Below are 12,481 nucleotides of genomic sequence, written 5' to 3' on the forward strand. Positions count from 1 at the left end.
TGTGACCCGTTCCCGCGGACCGGTACCGTATTCCCGACCGGGATCGTGCTCCCGACTGAGTGAGCGACACCTATCGAACCGTCGCGGGCCGGGCGAGCGCCGCCTTCGAAGTACGGGGCTCCGAGTTCCTCGGCCACGTCGCGCCCGTCGAAACCGTCGAGGCGGCCGAGTCGTTCGTCGCCGAGGTCGAGGTGGAACACGCCGACGCCACCCACAACGTGCCCGCCTACCGGGTCCGGGCCGACCCCTTCCGCGAGTACGCCACCGACGACGGCGAACCCTCGGGATCGGCGGGCAAGCCCGCGTTGAACGTTCTCCAGGGCGAGGAGATCGAGAACATCGCCTGCGTCGTCACGCGCTACTACGGCGGGACGCACCTCGGCTACGGCGGGTTGGTCCGGGCGTACTCGCGGGCGGTGAGCGAGGCCCTCGACGCCGCCGGGGCCCTCACCGAACGTCCCCACACCCGTCTGTCGATCACCGCCGAGTACGACGATTCCGGTTCCGTGCGGGGGATCATCGAGAGCACGGGGGTCGGGTTTGAGGCCGACTACGGCGAACGGGTCACGTTCGACGTGCGCGTCCCGAGCGAGGAGCGCGACGAACTGTGCGACAGGCTCCGGAGCGCGACGGGCGGGCGGGTCGGGATCGAGTAGTTTCGAACCGAAACCCTATTCGCGCCGGCTTGCGAGACCCGAGCATGCAGACGATCAGCGCCAACGATTATCACGATCTCGTCCGGGTGAGCGATCCCCAACTGTCGCCCGACGGCGAGCGCGTGGCGTTCGTCCGGACGACGCCGAGGGACGCCGAGGAGAGCGAGGCGACGATCCACATCGCCTCGCTGGGCGGCGAGGGATCGCGACGCTTCACCCTCACAGCGGGAATCGACAGCGAGCCACGCTGGAGCCCCTCGGGCGACCACCTCTCGTTCGTGAGTACGCGCGGCGATGACGACCGACCCCAACTCTGGGTCGCCCCCGCGGACGGCGGCGAGGCCCGGCGAATCACTGAGGGAGTCGGCGGCGTGTCGAACATCGCATGGCGTCCCGACGGCGAAGGGATCGCGTTCGTCCAGTCGAGCACCGGGGAGGACCGCGAGGAGGGGCGTGACATCGAGCAGAGGGATCCCGATTACGAGCCCGAAACACCCGATCCCCGCGTGATCGACCGGCTGATCTACCGAGCGGGCGCGCGCTACTTCGACGGCGGGCACAGCCACGTCTACGTAGCCGACGTAGACGGCGGGGTAACCCGACTCACCGACGGCGAGTACGATTACGTCACACCCGAGTGGGGCGACTCGGAGACGCTGTATTACGCCGCGAAACGCACCGACGACCCCGACGACAACGCCGTCCACGACGTGATCGCATACGACGTCGAAAGCGGGACCGAGGAGGTCCTCACGGAGACGACCGGCTGGGCGGTCGGACTCGCCGCGACCGCCGACGGGCGGGTCGCGTACCACTACACGCCCGACGGGGGCTCGACGCTCCGCCAGACCGATCTCCGGGTGTTCGACCGCGGAACGGAAACGGAGACCACCCTCACCGAGACGCTGGATCGGACCGTCGAGGGCACGCCGAAGTGGGACCCCCACGGCGAGTATCTCTACTTCCTCGCGCCCGACGAGGGCGACGTTTCCCTGCGGCGGGTTCGCGAGGACGGTGAGGTCGAAACCGTCGCTCGCGACGGCCACATCGACGGGTTCGACCCCGGACGGGACGCCGTGGCGATGACCAAAAGCGAGTGGGATCACCCCGGCGACGTCTTCGTCTCGACGCCCGCCGGCGCCGAGACCAACCGACTCACGCGGGTCAACAGCGAGTACCTGACCGACCGGGCGGTCCCCCAGCCCGAGGAAGTGTGGTTCGAAAGCGACGAGGGAACGGAAGTACAGGGCTGGGTGCTGACCCCGCCCGATATGGCCGAGGGCGAGCGCTACCCGCTGGTCGTCGAGATCCACGGCGGCCCCCACGCGATGTGGAGCACGTCGGGGACGATGTGGCACGAGTTTCAAACCCTCGCGGCGCGGGGCTACGTCGTCTTCTGGTGTAACCCGCGGGGCTCGACGGGCTACGGCGAGGAGCACATGGGTGCGATCGAGCGCGACTGGGGGGCGGTGACCGCGCGGGACGTGCTCGCGGGCACTGACGCGGTCTGCGAACGCGAGTACGTCGACGAGGGCCAGCAGTTCCTCACGGGCGGGAGCTTCGGCGGGTTCATGACCGGGTGGCTCGTCGGCCACACGGAGCGCTTTTCCGGAGCCGTTGCCCAGCGAGGCGTCTACGATCTACCGAGCTTTTACGGCTCGACGGACGCGTTCAAACTCGTCGAGTGGGACTTCGGGACCGAGCCGTGGGACGACCCCGAGTTCCTCTGGGCCCAGTCGCCGGTCGCCTCGGCGGGGGAGGTCGAGACCCCGACGCTCGTGATCCACGCCGACGAGGACTTTCGAGTGCCCGTCAACAACGGCGAGATGTTCTACCTCTTCTTGAAGAAGAACGGGGTCGAGACCCGCCTCGTGCGCTACCCTCGCGAGGGTCACGAACTCTCGCGGTCGGGCGAGCCCGGCCACGTCGTCGACCGAATCGAGCGCCTCGCCCGCTGGTTCGACGGCTACTCCGAGCACCACGACGCGCCAAAGGCACTAGAGCGGGGCGAGGACGGGCTGTCGGGAACCGGGAAGGGGAACTGAGCGGTCGGCTGAAGGTTCAAGCGTGGGCGCGACCTACGGGAGGTATGGAGAAGAACGTCTGCGGCATCGACAGACGGGTCCGGATACTCGGTGGGATCGGGCTGCTCGCGGCCGCGCTGCGGACACGGGGGATCCGGCGAGTGGGCGCGCTGCTTGCGGGGGCGGTCCTCCTCGGTACCGCGGCGACCCAGCGGTGTCCGCTGAACGCGCTGGTGGGAATCGACAGCTGTCGCGTTGGGGAGCGCTCGGAACCCGAACGGTGAGGTATATAGCGCTCCAAGGGTGCGTTTCGCCTCAAGCGTATCACAACAGACAATACTCCAGTCCCCCGGTTTCGACCCGAAGGGAAGGGGTTCACTCGACGAAGTCGATCCCCTCGACGGAGGGGGCGGGGTCGGGCTGCATCCGCCGTTCGTAGCGCTCGATCCAGTCGGCGAAGCAACCGGGACAGAGCGTCTGTGAGTCGACGTCAGAACCATCGACCGCAAGGGAAACGGTCCGCGAAAGGGCCGTCCGGACCTCCTCGCTACAGCCGTCACAGGAAACGTCGGTCATAGGATGGCTCACACGGGCGGACGAATAGCCCTTGTCCCTTCTACGTCGTGCGGAACGCCCGGTCGCCCGCATCGCCCAGCCCGGGAACGATAAAGCCGTCGTCGTTCAGGCGGTCGTCGATCGAGACGGTGAGGAGTTCGGCCTCGGGGAACGCCTCGCCGACGCGGATCAGACCGTCGGGAGCGCTCACCGCAGAGAGGACGAACAGGTGTTCGGGATCGGGGGCGTTCTCGAGGATCTGCTCTAAGACCGCACACATCGTCGAGCCGGTCGCGAGCATCGGGTCGGCGACGATCACGGTGTCGTCCTCGTGGATCTCGGGCAGTTTGACGTAATCGATGGTGATGGGGAACTCGCCTTCGGCCATCCCCGCTTCCTCGTCGCGGCCCGCCGAGATGACACCCTGTTTCGCCCGCGGGAACGCCTTCAGAAGCCCCTCGACGAAGGGTGTCGCGGCCCGCAGGACGTTGATGATTACGACGTCATCCAGTCCCTTGACGCGCTCGCCCATCGTCGTCTCCAGTGGGGTCTGGATCTCGACGTACTCGGTCTCCATGCTGCCGTCGATGATCTCGTAGCCACAGATCCGCCCGAGCTTGACGAGCCCCTTGCGAAAGCCGACCTGCTCGGTCTCGACGTCGCGCAGCCGCGAGAGGGTATCTCGCGCCAGCGCGTGCGTGATGACGTGTGCGGTGTCCCTGTCTTCGATGGTCATACCCGCCCGTTTCCATGCTCAACTCTTATCTCTACTGCATCGGCCCTCTCCGGGGGCTCGGCGATCAGAACCGATCGAGCGAGTACGCGAGGACGGCAAAGACGGCCGAGACGACGATCGCGGTCAGGACCGCCTCGATCAGGAACTCCCCGCCGAGGAGGAGCCGCTCGAGAGCGATCGCGAGACCGACGGCGAGGATGGCGAAGACGATCGCGACCCCGGTCGCCGGCGTCGTCGTTCCTTCCATGGCCGTAGTGTCAACGTCCGTGATGATAACTCCTCCCCGGGGCCCTAAACGAGTGCACCTCGGGAGGACCGGACGACGAAGCGAACGACTTTCGGTCCCCGCGAGCCGAGCCGCCCCATGCGCGAGGTCAGCGTCTCGCGGTTCGTCCGCGCGACACCGAGACAGGTCGGGCGGGTCCTCTCGCCGGCGGCGCTCGTCGAATACGAGGGGAGTTTCGAGCCCCGCGAGACGGTCGAACTGGCGGACGGAACCCGCGTGGTCGCCGGCGCGAGCGGGCTGGAGATGGGACTGTTCTTCGAGGAGTTCGAAAACGGCTATCGCTACGAGCAAGAGGGCGACGCCGGCCCCTTCGAGCGCATGGAGACGACGATCACCTACGCGCCCGAAAACGAGGGGACGCGAATCGGGATGGACTCGGCCGTGACGCTCGGTCTGTTTCCCCGCGCGCTCACCGACCGCGTGGCGGTCTGGAAGCGCGAGGCCGAACTCGAACGCGCCCTCGGCGCGATCGAAAGGGCGCTATGAGACGAACTCGACCGCCTCGTTCCCGGTCGGGAAGGGCTCACCGTCGCCCCCGTCGTCGTCGGTCAGACAGGCGTCCAGTCGCTCGATCAGCGCCTCGTGATCTAGCCCGCGCCCGATGAACACGAGCGCCTGCTCGCGGTCGCCCCACCGCTCGTGCCACTCCAAGTCGGGGCGGTTCTCCCGGTAGAGGTCGCGTTCGATCTCGGGGCGGGCGGCGATCCAGGGCTCGCCCGCCGTCACTCGGGCGATCCGCCCCGCATAGCCAAGGCGCAGTTTCGCGTCCCGCCCGGCAACCCAGAACGTTCCCTTCGCGCGAACGAGTTCGTCAGGAAGCGATTCGAGGAGCTCCGAAAGCGCCCCGGGGGAAAAGGGTCGCCGCCGCCGGTAGGTAACGGAGGTGACGCCGTACTCCTCGTCGGGGTGGCGGTGGTCGTGGTCGACGTGGTCGTGATCGTCCGACAGCCCCGCATCGGGGTCGAACAGGCCAGTATGAAGGATCTCGGCGGGGTCGAGTTCGCCGAACTCCGTGCGGAGGAGTCGGGCATCGGGTGCGAGACGGTCGAGGATTGCCGCGACCGCATCGAGCTCGTCGTCACCGAGCAGATCGCATTTGTTCAGAACGAGCACGTCACAGTATTCGATCTGCTCGATCAGGAGGTCCGAGAGGGGGCGACTCTCGCCGTCGTCGAGTTCGGCGCGTTCGGGTTCGGTCTCACCCGAAAACAGGTCGTGGAAGGCGACGGCGTCGACGACGGTGACCAGCGTGTCCACATCATAGACGGCGGCGGCCTTCGAACGCGCCGTGAACAGTCGGGCGACGGGTGCGGGTTCGGAGATACCCGAGGACTCGACGACGAGGTGGTCGAACTTCCGGGAGCGAGCCAGGCGCATCACGGCCGTCTCCAGATCGTCCTGCAGTTCACAGCAGATACACCCATTGGAGAGTTCGGCGATCCCTTCGGCCGAACCCCCTTCGGCGATCAGCTCGGCGTCGACGTTCAGCTCGCCCATGTCGTTGACGAGGACGGCGACCCGTTCTTCGGCGGTCGTGAGGAGGTGATTCAATAGGGTGGTCTTGCCCGCACCCAGCGCCCCCGAGAGGATCGTGACGGGAATCGCGTCGGCCATGCCCCCGCTGGGGGCGGACGGGGCTTCAACGCACCGCCAGCGACGGGAGCTGCGATTCGATCAGCTCGCGGTCCTCCTCGAACCACGGCGGGAGCGAGAGGCGTTCGCCGCCGTCCTCGGCTACGAGACCGACGGGTTCGGTCGCGAGTTCGAAGAGGATCCCGCCGGCATCCCTGACGTACAGCGACCGGAAGTAGTGGCGGTCGCGCACCCGCGAGACGTGGTAGTCGCACTCGCGAAACAGGTCGTGCCACTCGAACAGCTCCGCTTCGCTTTCGACCCCCAGTGCGACGTGGTGGATCGTCCCCGGTCCCTCGCGGCCGAACTCGCCACCGCGATCGAGGATGTCGACGGGATGAGAACCCTCGCCCGGCGCCCGGTAGCGCACCCGGTCGCCCTCCTGACCCGCGGGCTCGAACCCGAGCGTTTCGAGGGTCGCGGCGGTCGCATACGCGTTCGTGGGCCACAGGGTGACGCCGTCGATTCCGCGGATCGCCGCGTTCTCCGGGACGTGCTCGGTCCAGGGCTCGCCCGCCGCCCTGCCCGCGATCAGTTCGAGACTGGTTCCGTCGGGATCGCTCAGTCGAAGCCCGTGTTCGTCGAAGCGCTCGACCCGCTCGGGGTCGTGGGCCGCAAGGCGGTCGGTCCAGTAGTCGAGCGATCCCCCCGGGACCGAGAGCGCCACCGCGCTGGGTTGTGGGCGGCCGATCCGGCCGGGATCCCCGTGTGGATAGGGAAAGAAGGTCAGGACGCTGCCCGGCGAGCCCGAGGCGTCGCCGTAGTAGCAGTGATATGCGAACCGGTCCTCGTGGTTCACCGTTCGACGGAGGAATCGCAGGCCGAGCAGGCCGACGTAGAAGCCGACGTTCGCCCGTGGATCGCCCGCGAGGGCGGTGACGTGATGCAGTCCGGTCGCGTCGCTCAGCATGTTCCCTCTACTCGCACTCGCAGTTCGATCCCGTCCGGGTCCGAAAGCGAGAGCGTGTCGGTTCCCTCGGACTGTTCGGCTCTTCCGATCCGATCGCGAACCGCACCGAGCGCCTCGCGATCGGGGACGAGCAGTTCGACCCACGCGAGCCCGCGCCCACTCGCGGGAGCCGTCCGCCCGTTCCACGTGTTCAGCCCGACGTGGTGGTGATAATCGCCGGCGGCGAGAAACAGCGCCGCGTCGCTCCACTCCTGTCTGACGGTCAGTCCGAGCCCCTCGACGTAGAACTCGCGGACACGCGGGAGGTCGGTGACTTCGAGGTGGACGTGTCCGACGGTCGTTTCGTCGGGCACCCCGGCCTCGCCGCGGCGCCGGTCCCCGAGAGCGTCCAGATCCAGCGGAAGGGTGGCCATCTCGATGCGTCCCTCGTTGGTCGGCCACTCCTCGCGGGGGCGGTCGCGGTAGATCTCGATCCCGTTTCCCTCCGGGTCCGAGAGGTACAGCGCCTCGCTCACGCGGTGATCCGAGGCCCCGTCGAGGTGCCAGCGTTCGTGGATCCGTGAGAGGGCATCGCCAAGCGCGGCCCGCGAGGGGACCAGAAATGCCACGTGAAACAGCCCCGCCTCCTCAGTCCCTCGTTCGGGCGCCTCGGGGGCCGCGAGCAGTTCGAGCAGCGAGTCGTCGCCCGCACCGAGCGTCGCGCGGTCGGCTTCGCGCTCCAGCACGGTCAGCCCGAGCACGTCCCGATAGAACACGACGAGCCGGTCGAGGTTGTTCGCGCGGAGCGCGACGCGGCCGACGTGGGTTCGGTCAGGGAGCACCGAGTCGATCATGCGGATGGAAGGTGGCGTACGGACATAACCCATCGCCCGAGCGACACCGTTTTGCACGGGCAACTGGGATCGAGTAGCATGGATCTCGCCGCGCGGATCGCCCGCTTCCGGGCCGTCGCCGAGGAGTGGCTCCGGGGGCTCTATCACGGGATGTTTACCCATCCGGCCTACGAGACGATCGAAAAGGAGGCCGAGGACTTAGAAGACGAGTTCATGCTCGCGTGTTTCCCCGACGCCTTCGGCATCCCCTCGCCGATTTCCTATTACACCGCCGAGTTGCTCCCCCACCTCACCGACGAGTACGAGGCGTGGCAACGGCGAATGTGGGATCGTGACTCGCTGGTCGAGCGAAAGGGCCAACAGTATCACTTCTAGATGGTCGAGTTCGTCTTCTTCGGCGGCAAAGGCGGCGTCGGAAAAACGACGGTCGCGAGTGCCTACGCACTGAAATGTGCGCGTGCGGGTCTCGATACGCTCGTCGTCTCGACGGATCCGGCCCACAGCACCGCCGACGTCTTCGACCAGGAGTTCGGGGACGACCCCCGCCCTGTCGAGGGCGTCGAGAACCTCCGGGCGATGGAGATCGATCCCGAGACCGAGGTGCAGGAGCACCTCCAGGAGACCAAGCGCGCGCTGGGCGAGCAGCTCAGCTCCTCGATGGTCGGGGAGATCGACCTCCAGATCGAGATGGCCCATCGCACCCCGGGCGCCTACGAGGCGGCGCTACTCGACCGCTTTATCGACGTGATGCGCACTGCGGAGTGCGATCGCGTGGTCTTCGACACCTCGCCGACGGGCTCGACGCTGCGGCTGCTGTCGCTGCCCGACTTGCTCGAGAAGTGGATCGACCGCCTGGCGTACAAGCGAGAGAAAAGCATCGATTACTTCGAGATGGCCGCCGTCGGAAAGCAGGAGCCACGACGAGTCCGTGAGGGCGACCCGATCCTCGCGCGCCTCCGGGGACGAAAGGAGCGCTTTGCCTTCGCGGGCGAGGCGCTGGAGGAGGCTACCTTCTACCTGGTCTGTACGCCCGACGACCTCTCCGTGCGCGAAACCGAGCGCTCGCTCGCTACTCACCGCGAGTACGACCTCTCGGTCGGCGGGGTCGTGATCAACAAGCGCACCCCAGAACCCGATCCCGACGAGGAGGGGCGCGGGGCCCGGTTCCTGCGCGGGAAGGTCGAAACCGAGCGCGAGCGGATCGCGGAGATGCACGAGCGCTTCGACGCGCCGATCGTCGGGGAGATCGAAACCCGTATCCGGGAGATCAAGGGCGACCTCCTCGAGGAGGTCGCGGCCGAACTCGCCGTCGACGGCTGATAAGTCAACTAAGTATTATAACAGCGAGAGTAGGTCCTATATTTCGTGGGTAGAGAACGAGGAACCGAACGACGTATCGCTGCAAGTATGAGTTATATTTATATCAATCCTGAACGATTCGGCGCTAGAGCTACGCATGGCAGGAGTTATCTGGATCGTCGCGATCGTACTCGTGACGTTCACGGTCGCGTACATCGGCTACGGGCGCTATCTCTCGCGGTTCGTCGGCCTCGACGACGCTCGGGAGACGCCCGCACACAAATACGAGGACGGACAGGAGTACGTCCCGGCGACGAAACCCGTCCTGCTGGGACATCACTATTCGAGCATCGCGGGCGGGGCACCGATCGTCGGCCCGATCACGGCGGCGTTGACGTGGGGTTGGCTGCCCGCCGTGTTGTGGGTCGCCATCGGCAACCCGCTGATGGGGGCGGTCCACGACTTCACCTCGCTGTCGGCGAGTCTCCGTCACGAGGGCAAATCGATCGGCTACATCATCGGCGAGTACGTCGGCGAGCGCGGCAAGGACATGCTGTTGTGGTTCGCGTTCCTGCTCATCATCCTCGTGGTGGCGGTGTTCGCGCTGGTCATCGGCGTCGTCTTCAACGCCTATCCGCAGGCCGCGACCGCGAGCGTGCTGTACGTCGGGCTGGCAGTCCTCTTCGGTATCTGGCTCTACCAGCTGGGACTTCCCTTCTCGGTCGGAACGGTGATCTTCGTCGCGGGCGTGTTCGCCTCGGTCTGGGTCGGCATCCAGTATCCCGTTGCGCTCGTCCCGGGCGATTACCCCGCGGGGACGCTCGTCCTCTTTGGCGGGTTCCCGATCGCCTTGCTCGACAGCCCGAACATCGCCGCGTGGGTCGTCACGATGCTGATCTACGGTGCGGCCGCGAGTATCCTCCCGGTGTGGACGCTGCTCCAGCCCCGCGATTACCTCTCGTCGTTCCTGTTGTACGCGGGCGTGGGCGGCTCGCTGCTGGCGGTGATCGCCGGGACCTTCCTCACGTCGACCGCCCAGCCCCTCGAGATCCAGATCGGTGCATGGTACGGCTTCTTCGGACAGGGCAGCCCGCTCGCGGAGTTCCTCCCGGCGATGATGCCGCTGTTTCCGCTGTTGTTCATCACCATCGCCTGCGGGACGATCAGTGGCTTTCACTCGCTGGTCTCCTCGGGCACGACCGCAAAACAGCTCAACAAGGAAAGCGACGCCCGGTTGATCGGCTACGGGGGAATGCTCGCGGAGGGCCTGCTCGCGGCGGTCGCGCTGTGTGCGGTCGCGCTGATCGCCATTCCGGCCGGGTCGGGCGGGATCGGGCTGGCGCTGCCGAACTTCGCCGAGGGCGGCGGGATCATCCTGACCGCCCTCGGCGTGCCGCTTCTGACCGGCGAGGTCTTCATGGCGCTCGTCCTCGCGAGTTTCCTGCTGACGAGCATGGACACCGCCGTGCGTCTGGGTCGCTATATGATGGAAGAGATCGTCGGCACCCCCGAGACCGCTGTCGAAAGCTACGCCGCCAACAAGTACGTCAACACGGGCGTCATCGGCGTTGTGGCCTTCTTCCTGCTCGGGAGCGGGCGCTGGGAGGACCTCTGGACGCTCTTTGGCGGGGCGAACCAGCTGCTCGCGGCGCTGGCGCTTTTGACCGGGACCGTCTGGTTGGCCAACTGGGACCAGTCCAAACAGCTGCTCAGTACCGGCGCGCCGATGGCGATCATGACGTTCATCACGATCGCTGGGTTGGCGTGGGTCGGGGGCTACCAGATCGTCGGCGGCAGACTGTTGGGGATCACTGCCGAGGCCGAGACGACCTTGTTGGGGCAGGTCTCGGCGGTCGCACAGGTGCTCATCATCATCACGCTGATCGGGCTCGCCCTGTCGCTGCTCAAACTCGGCTACGAGAACCTCCAGACGGTGCGCGGACCGGGCGAGGCGGTGGCGGCCGACGGGGGGACGGAAGACGACTGAACGGGCTCGGATCGACAGCCAGCCTGAAAGGCGAGCGTGATCGGCGGTTTTCGAGCCGGTTCGGGACCCCCTACTCGCGATCGGGTCGGAATCCACCCACGAACTGCTGAACCGTATACGCGAGAGCGAACAGCACGAACGCGAACAGTGCGATTACCCCGAGTTCCTGTCCACCGGGGAGTTGTAGCAGCCACATAGAGTGTAATTTATCCGGTAGGATGTAGTCGCTCCGGCCGAACGAGTCGGTCCCCGAGCGGCCACCAGAGATCGAACGCGATGAGCGCTATCGCAATCGATTTGCGAGCCGACTCAGCAACCCCGATTTCTCGCGCTCGATCGGGTCCCACGTGGCGAAGGCCGCCGCGACGTCGGCGTTTTCGCTCGCGACGAGTTGCTCCTCGCTCGGGACGACGACAAGCAGATTGATCTCGTAGTGACCGTGATAGCCGAACTTCAACAGGGTGCGATCCGAAAAACCGGAAACGTACTCGCGGACGCCCTCCCCGAGCGCGTCGGCCACCAGCGCGAAGGTGAAGTCGGTGCTGAAGTGCTCGTCGGCGGGGACGATCCACTCGTCGGCCAGTTCGTGGCCCAACTCGACCAGCCCATCGAGATCGGCCTCCCGGACGGTCCCGACCCGACGCGCGAGGAGGTGTTCGGTCGAGTCGTGGCGCGCAAAGGAGATCGACGGGTGGAGGAACTGCTTCTGGTTGCGAATCGAGAGTTCGCCATGGAGGTCGAAGCGCTCGCCCCGAACCCGGACGTCCCGGTCGAGGTCGTAGTTGGTCGCGAGGCGACGGGCGACCCGGTCGAGGAAGGGATCGTCGTACTCGGGGACGGCCTCGGGGCTCATCGCTCGGGCTCGTAGGGGTGGGCGTCGTCCGCGGCCGGCGGCGCGCCGATCGCGAGGACGCGAACCGGCTCCCCGGATTCCGCGGCGTTGTAGGCCCGATGCGGGCTGTCGGGGTCGGCCACGAAGACCTCGTCGGGCCCGACCGCGTACTCGCCCTCAGGGGTCTCGACCGAGAGCGTCCCCGAAAGGACGTAGAAGACCTCTTCCTGTCGGTCGTGGTAGTGATAGACGAGCGGGAGCTGCTGGCCGGGGTCGGCCTCGTAGACGTTCATCGCGAGTTCCGAGAGATCGGCGGCGTCGCCGACCGACCGGTGCGTACACGGCCTGTCCGGGGTCGGGTCGATATCCGCGGGGTCGATGACGTGATAGCCCATACCGTCGGATGGGGGGCGGCGATCAAATACGTTGGGCAAACGGACCGATCCGGCAAGCTATAACCCGCTGGACCGCGTACTCACGGACAATGAACGAGAAGGACACCGAGGCCTGCGGTCGGTGTGCCATCACGACCGTGGTCGACGCGACCGAAAGCGGTCGGGACGTTCTCGGCGAGGAGCGCATCGAGATCGCGGAACGCGAGATGCGTCGGACGTCGCCCCACCACGTCGCCGCGAGTCGATTGAAGTCGTGGTTCGACTCGCTGGGCACTCGACTGATCTACGGCCGATAGTACGCAAGGTCAAACTATGTATTCACCGACGGAGAACGGA

17 protein-coding genes are annotated in these 12,481 nt (G+C 66.7%); 8 read left to right on the forward strand and 9 right to left on the reverse strand.

The genetic code is table 11. The features are described from left to right. Positions 1-59: 59 nt before the first annotated feature. The 3 genes from HACJB3_RS00330 to HACJB3_RS00340 are packed head-to-tail and all read left to right on the forward strand — an operon-like array spanning position 60 to position 2,964. Complete coding sequence (locus tag HACJB3_RS00330; protein ID WP_008419116.1) at positions 60-656, forward strand: IMPACT family protein; 597 nt, start codon at positions 60-62, stop codon at positions 654-656. Positions 657-700: 44 nt separating this feature from the next. Further along, on the forward strand, positions 701-2,701 hold the full coding sequence (locus HACJB3_RS00335) for a S9 family peptidase (RefSeq protein ID WP_008419113.1): 2,001 nt from the start codon (positions 701-703) through the stop codon (positions 2,699-2,701). A gap of 44 nt (positions 2,702-2,745) precedes the next feature. Beyond that, positions 2,746-2,964 carry a YgaP family membrane protein gene (locus HACJB3_RS00340; protein ID WP_008419111.1) on the forward strand — a complete coding sequence of 73 codons (219 nt, stop codon included), beginning with the start codon at positions 2,746-2,748 and terminating at the stop codon, positions 2,962-2,964. Positions 2,965-3,055: 91 nt separating this feature from the next. On the opposite strand, the gene HACJB3_RS00345 is transcribed toward HACJB3_RS00340, so the two are convergent. The 3 genes from HACJB3_RS00345 to HACJB3_RS00355 all read right to left on the reverse strand — a co-directional run bounded on the left by HACJB3_RS00345 (position 3,056) and on the right by HACJB3_RS00355 (position 4,218). Further along, positions 3,056-3,256, reverse strand: coding sequence for a DUF7569 family protein (locus HACJB3_RS00345; protein WP_008419109.1), 201 nt, complete (start codon positions 3,254-3,256; stop codon positions 3,056-3,058). Between the two features lie 40 nt (positions 3,257-3,296). Then, on the reverse strand, positions 3,297-3,971 hold the full coding sequence (gene upp, locus HACJB3_RS00350) for a uracil phosphoribosyltransferase (RefSeq protein ID WP_008419108.1): 675 nt from the start codon (positions 3,969-3,971) through the stop codon (positions 3,297-3,299). A gap of 64 nt (positions 3,972-4,035) precedes the next feature. Beyond that, positions 4,036-4,218: a hypothetical protein gene (locus HACJB3_RS00355; protein WP_008419106.1), complete on the reverse strand. Its 183-nt coding sequence runs from the start codon at positions 4,216-4,218 to the stop codon at positions 4,036-4,038. Between the two features lie 117 nt (positions 4,219-4,335). Between HACJB3_RS00355 and HACJB3_RS00360 the strand changes: the two genes are divergently transcribed. Further along, a complete protein-coding gene (locus HACJB3_RS00360) occupies positions 4,336-4,743 on the forward strand; it encodes an SRPBCC family protein (protein ID WP_008419104.1) in 408 nt (135 codons plus the stop codon). Here HACJB3_RS00360 and HACJB3_RS00365 read toward each other — a convergent pair. The 3 genes from HACJB3_RS00365 to HACJB3_RS00375 are packed head-to-tail and all read right to left on the reverse strand — an operon-like array spanning position 4,738 to position 7,632. Beyond that, positions 4,738-5,871: a CobW family GTP-binding protein gene (locus tag HACJB3_RS00365; protein WP_008419101.1), complete on the reverse strand. Its 1,134-nt coding sequence runs from the start codon at positions 5,869-5,871 to the stop codon at positions 4,738-4,740. The genes HACJB3_RS00360 and HACJB3_RS00365 overlap by 6 nt on opposite strands. Before the next feature lie 25 nt (positions 5,872-5,896). Next, on the reverse strand, positions 5,897-6,799 hold the full coding sequence (locus tag HACJB3_RS00370) for a VOC family protein (protein ID WP_008419099.1): 903 nt from the start codon (positions 6,797-6,799) through the stop codon (positions 5,897-5,899). Next, entirely contained in the window at positions 6,793-7,632 is an 840-nt protein-coding gene (locus HACJB3_RS00375) for a VOC family protein (protein ID WP_008419097.1), read from the reverse strand. Before HACJB3_RS00375 ends, HACJB3_RS00370 begins: the two co-directional genes overlap by 7 nt. A 78-nt stretch (positions 7,633-7,710) precedes the next feature. Here HACJB3_RS00375 and HACJB3_RS00380 point away from each other — a divergent pair, with 78 nt between their 5' ends. The 3 genes from HACJB3_RS00380 to HACJB3_RS00390 all read left to right on the forward strand — a co-directional run bounded on the left by HACJB3_RS00380 (position 7,711) and on the right by HACJB3_RS00390 (position 10,918). After that, the gene (locus tag HACJB3_RS00380) at positions 7,711-8,007 is read left to right on the forward strand and encodes a hypothetical protein (protein ID WP_008419095.1); all 297 of its coding nucleotides are present in this window, start codon (positions 7,711-7,713) and stop codon (positions 8,005-8,007) included. Further along, positions 8,008-8,952, forward strand: a complete 945-nt coding sequence (locus HACJB3_RS00385; protein WP_008419093.1) for an ArsA family ATPase — start codon at positions 8,008-8,010, stop codon at positions 8,950-8,952. 136 nt (positions 8,953-9,088) lie between these two features. After that, a complete protein-coding gene (locus tag HACJB3_RS00390; RefSeq protein WP_008419091.1) occupies positions 9,089-10,918 on the forward strand; it encodes a carbon starvation CstA family protein in 1,830 nt (609 codons plus the stop codon). A gap of 70 nt (positions 10,919-10,988) precedes the next feature. Here the strand turns inward: HACJB3_RS00390 and HACJB3_RS20955 are convergent, their stop codons facing one another. The 3 genes from HACJB3_RS20955 to HACJB3_RS00400 all read right to left on the reverse strand — a co-directional run bounded on the left by HACJB3_RS20955 (position 10,989) and on the right by HACJB3_RS00400 (position 12,145). Continuing rightward, entirely contained in the window at positions 10,989-11,114 is a 126-nt protein-coding gene (locus HACJB3_RS20955) for a hypothetical protein (RefSeq protein ID WP_008419088.1), read from the reverse strand. 87 nt (positions 11,115-11,201) lie between these two features. Next, the gene (locus HACJB3_RS00395) at positions 11,202-11,771 is read right to left on the reverse strand and encodes a hypothetical protein (RefSeq protein ID WP_008419086.1); all 570 of its coding nucleotides are present in this window, start codon (positions 11,769-11,771) and stop codon (positions 11,202-11,204) included. After that, positions 11,768-12,145, reverse strand: a complete 378-nt coding sequence (locus HACJB3_RS00400; protein WP_008419085.1) for a cupin domain-containing protein — start codon at positions 12,143-12,145, stop codon at positions 11,768-11,770. The genes HACJB3_RS00395 and HACJB3_RS00400 overlap by 4 nt, the downstream gene beginning before the upstream one ends. Positions 12,146-12,234: 89 nt before the next feature. Between HACJB3_RS00400 and HACJB3_RS00405 the strand changes: the two genes are divergently transcribed. After that, positions 12,235-12,441, forward strand: a complete 207-nt coding sequence (locus HACJB3_RS00405; protein WP_008419082.1) for a hypothetical protein — start codon at positions 12,235-12,237, stop codon at positions 12,439-12,441. Positions 12,442-12,481: the final 40 nt, after the last annotated feature.

The organism is Halalkalicoccus jeotgali B3 (genome assembly GCF_000196895.1).
Lineage (GTDB): Archaea > Halobacteriota > Halobacteria > Halobacteriales > Halalkalicoccaceae > Halalkalicoccus > Halalkalicoccus jeotgali.

Coding starts and splice junctions, on each gene's coding strand:
- HACJB3_RS00335 (WP_008419113.1), top strand. CDS start 701: ATGCAGACGATCAGCGCCAACGATTATCACGATCTCGTCCGGGTGAGC.
- HACJB3_RS00340 (WP_008419111.1), top strand. CDS start 2,746: ATGGAGAAGAACGTCTGCGGCATCGACAGACGGGTCCGGATACTCGGT.
- HACJB3_RS00345 (WP_008419109.1), bottom strand. CDS start 3,256: ATGACCGACGTTTCCTGTGACGGCTGTAGCGAGGAGGTCCGGACGGCC.
- upp (WP_008419108.1), bottom strand. CDS start 3,971: ATGACCATCGAAGACAGGGACACCGCACACGTCATCACGCACGCGCTG.
- HACJB3_RS00355 (WP_008419106.1), bottom strand. CDS start 4,218: ATGGAAGGAACGACGACGCCGGCGACCGGGGTCGCGATCGTCTTCGCC.
- HACJB3_RS00360 (WP_008419104.1), top strand. CDS start 4,336: ATGCGCGAGGTCAGCGTCTCGCGGTTCGTCCGCGCGACACCGAGACAG.
- HACJB3_RS00365 (WP_008419101.1), bottom strand. CDS start 5,871: ATGGCCGACGCGATTCCCGTCACGATCCTCTCGGGGGCGCTGGGTGCG.
- HACJB3_RS00370 (WP_008419099.1), bottom strand. CDS start 6,799: ATGCTGAGCGACGCGACCGGACTGCATCACGTCACCGCCCTCGCGGGC.
- HACJB3_RS00375 (WP_008419097.1), bottom strand. CDS start 7,632: ATGATCGACTCGGTGCTCCCTGACCGAACCCACGTCGGCCGCGTCGCG.
- HACJB3_RS00380 (WP_008419095.1), top strand. CDS start 7,711: ATGGATCTCGCCGCGCGGATCGCCCGCTTCCGGGCCGTCGCCGAGGAG.
- HACJB3_RS00385 (WP_008419093.1), top strand. CDS start 8,008: ATGGTCGAGTTCGTCTTCTTCGGCGGCAAAGGCGGCGTCGGAAAAACG.
- HACJB3_RS00390 (WP_008419091.1), top strand. CDS start 9,089: ATGGCAGGAGTTATCTGGATCGTCGCGATCGTACTCGTGACGTTCACG.
- HACJB3_RS20955 (WP_008419088.1), bottom strand. CDS start 11,114: ATGTGGCTGCTACAACTCCCCGGTGGACAGGAACTCGGGGTAATCGCA.
- HACJB3_RS00395 (WP_008419086.1), bottom strand. CDS start 11,771: ATGAGCCCCGAGGCCGTCCCCGAGTACGACGATCCCTTCCTCGACCGG.
- HACJB3_RS00400 (WP_008419085.1), bottom strand. CDS start 12,145: ATGGGCTATCACGTCATCGACCCCGCGGATATCGACCCGACCCCGGAC.
- HACJB3_RS00405 (WP_008419082.1), top strand. CDS start 12,235: ATGAACGAGAAGGACACCGAGGCCTGCGGTCGGTGTGCCATCACGACC.